Annotated in this window: 2 protein-coding genes; both read left to right on the top strand. The window is 70.3% G+C overall.

Annotated features, from left to right (window positions below):
* The first annotated feature begins 230 nt into the window (after positions 1–230).
* Positions 231–2222 carry a serine/threonine-protein kinase gene (locus ACY5KJ_RS19235; protein WP_462187614.1) on the top strand — a complete coding sequence of 664 codons (1992 nt, stop codon included), beginning with the start codon at positions 231–233 and terminating at the stop codon, positions 2220–2222.
* A 65-nt stretch (positions 2223–2287) separates the two neighbouring features.
* Positions 2288–2923, top strand: coding sequence for an alpha-ketoglutarate-dependent dioxygenase AlkB (locus ACY5KJ_RS19230; protein ID WP_462187615.1), 636 nt, complete (start codon positions 2288–2290; stop codon positions 2921–2923).
* Positions 2924–3041: the final 118 nt, after the last annotated feature.

Below are 3041 nucleotides of genomic sequence, written 5' to 3'. Positions count from 1 at the left end.
AGATCACGAATCTACGTGAATGTTTACGTTACTTCCTCCCCTGAATTCGGCGGTCCCACGACGAGTGCGCGATCGGCGGCCTGGTAAGTCGGGATCAGGCCGACCGGGCCGACCGGGCCGGCGGGGAGACATCCACGGAACCCTCACTAAAGTAGCCGTCCAGAGAAGTTGCCCGATGAACGGGCACGGACGGCATGAACGGGCACGGACGGGGAGGATCGGGGAGGACCGTGGTAGGCCATGCGGGACTGGTCGTCGCCGGCCGTTACCGACTCCAGGATCGCCTCGGGGCTGGCGGGATGGGGGCCGTCTGGCGGGCGACCGACCAGATGCTGCGGGTCGACGTCGCGCTCAAGGAAGTCTCGATCCCCGTCGACTCGACGCCGGGGGAGTGGACCGAACGGATCGCCCGCGCACGGGGGGAAGGGATGAACGCCGCCCGCCTTCGGGGTCATCCCGGGATCGTCAGCGTCCATGACGTGGTCGAGGACGGCGGGCTGCCGTGGATCGTCATGGACCTCATCATCCCGGCTCGGTCGGTAGCGGACCGGCTGCGGGGATCGGGCGGGCTACGGCCGGATGAGACGGCGTCGATCGGAGCCGCGGTCGCCGATGCCCTTGCCTTCGCCCACGCGAAGGGCGTCGTTCATCGCGACATCAAACCGGGCAACATCCTGCTGGCGGAGAATGGCCGGGCACTCGTCACCGACTTCGGTATCGCCGCGCACAACGACGACAGTCGGATGACCGCAGCCGGAGTGGTCGGCACCATCGCCTATGTCGCTCCCGAACGGCTCGGCGGTCAGCCCGCGGACGGACGTAGTGACGTGTTCTCCCTGGGAGTCACCCTTTACCAGATGGTGGAGGGGAGGTTACCGTTCCAGGCCGACACGACCGCCGGGCTGCTCAGCGCGATCCTGTTCGAACCGCCGCGCCCGACCGTGCTCGCCGGTCGGCTCCAGCCGGTGCTGGAGGCGATGCTCGAGAAGGACCCGGCAGTCCGGCTGGATGCCGCGGCTGCCGCGCGCGCCCTCGCCTCCCTCGCGGCCGGGGGACCGGCATCACCGGTGCTGGTACCGCCACAGGTGCCAGCACCGGTATCGCCACCGGCACCACCGCTGCCACCGGCACCACCGCCGGCACAGGCACCGACACCGCTGTTGCCGCGGGTACCTACGGTCTCGCGACCGGCAACGGCCCTGCTGCCGCCCGTCGGCGAGCCGGAGGCAGGCGGTTCGCGGTGGCCCGACTCCGGGATGCCTGGGACGCCCGGGGCGCCTGGCCGCCCCTCGGGACGGGTGTGGCTCGTGGCCGGGACGTTGACAGCCGTCCTCGCGATCCTGGCCGGGGTGTTCCTCGCCCGCGGTGGTGTCGGCACCCATCCGGGCGACGGGTCCCTGACCGGCACCGCGTCCTCGACGGTGGCCGCGACCGGACCGGAAGACGGCGTCCCGAAGGTATCGCCGTCCGCGGCCGCGAGCGGTGCGGGGAGCGGGGCCGGGACCAGTGCGGGGACCAGTGCGGGGACCGGGGCGCGAACGAGCTCGGCCACCGCAGCCGGCTCCCCCCGGCCGTCCCAGGAGCTCACCGTCGTGCCCTCCTTCTCCGCCGCCGCGCCCGGGGTGTCGCAGTACAGCGCCGACTATTACGCAACTCTCACCAGAAGCCGGCAGGACGGCTTCCTGCTGCGGGTCGGATTCGACGCGACCGGCCGTAGCGACCTGCGGGATCCGCGGACATCCTGCGTGCTGGTCTCGTCGGGTTCTCGCGAGTTCCGGCTGTTTCCCGTCCAGGCCGAGGTGCCGGTGAGCTCCTCCGGACGGTATTCCGGAACACTGACGTTCTCGCTCGCGCTGCCGGGAAGCTACCGTTTCCGCTACTCGTGCCAGGCGGACTACTCGCCTGCGCTCCTCGGCACGGTGACGATGCCGTCGGTGGCGGTGAGCGTTTATGACGACAACTACTTCGTGAATGTGCTGGAGGTACGCGTCGGAGCCGGTCGGACGGTCGTGTTGTTCGCCGCCGCGGGAGCGGCGGATCTCCGGGTGCCGGCTACGTCGTGCCTTCGGTCGGAAGGCGGGATCCGTAAGCCTGTCGTGGAGCTGAAGACCTCGCGGAAGTCGCTGACGGGGGCGACGTACATCGGAACGATGCGATTCGAGGGGACCCCGCCGGCTACCTTCGTCTATTCCTGCTCCGATTACTCGCCTGTCAACCTGTGACGGCGGTCGGGTCGGCAGGCCTGTCGCAGACCCGTCTTCGAACGTGTGTTTGATAATGTCGAAGCATGGAGATCGCGGCGTTCCAGGCCTCGTTGCTCGATGACGCCCCGGCGGTCGAGGTCGGTCCACTCGGGACGTCCGTCCAGCGAGTCGGGCTCGCGCGGGGCGCGTGGGTCGATGTGCGGCCCCGCTGGATCGTTGGAGCCGACGTGCTCTTCGAGCGGCTGCGTGATCGTGTCCCCTGGCGGGCGGAGCAACGGACGATGTACGACAGGGTCGTCGACATTCCCCGGCTGCTCGCCTTCTACGACGAGCGTGCGTCGCTGCCCGACCCGGCGCTCGACGCGGCGAAGCGGGTCCTCGACGAGCACTATGCGGCCGAGCTGGGCGAGGGCTTCGCCACCGCCGGGCTGTGCCTGTATCGCGACGGGCGTGACAGTGTGGCCTGGCATGGCGATCGCGTCGGGCCGGGTGGTGTCCGCGACACCATAGTCGCGATCGCCGTCTTAGGTGCTCCGCGGGCGTTGCTGCTGCGGCCTCGGGGCGGGGGCGGTCCGACGATCCGGCACGACCTGGGTCACGGCGACCTGCTCGTGATGGGAGGCAGCTGCCAGCGCACGTGGGACCATGCCGTGCCCAAGACGGCGCGGCCGGTGGGGCCGCGGATCAGTGTTCAGTTCCGCCCGCGCGGCGTGCGCTGAGCCGCTGCCCCTCAGCGAGCGGAAAGCCACGGAATATCCGGCCTCGGACCACCACCACCACCCGCCGGCAGGTCGCCTCCCACCATCGGATCCCGGGCGGAGTGGGGCAGGGCAGGGC

This window comes from Frankia sp. CcWB3, from assembly GCF_977927595.1.
The sequence above is the reverse complement of the archived record's forward strand: the minus strand, read 5'-3'. Positions and strand labels throughout refer to the sequence as shown.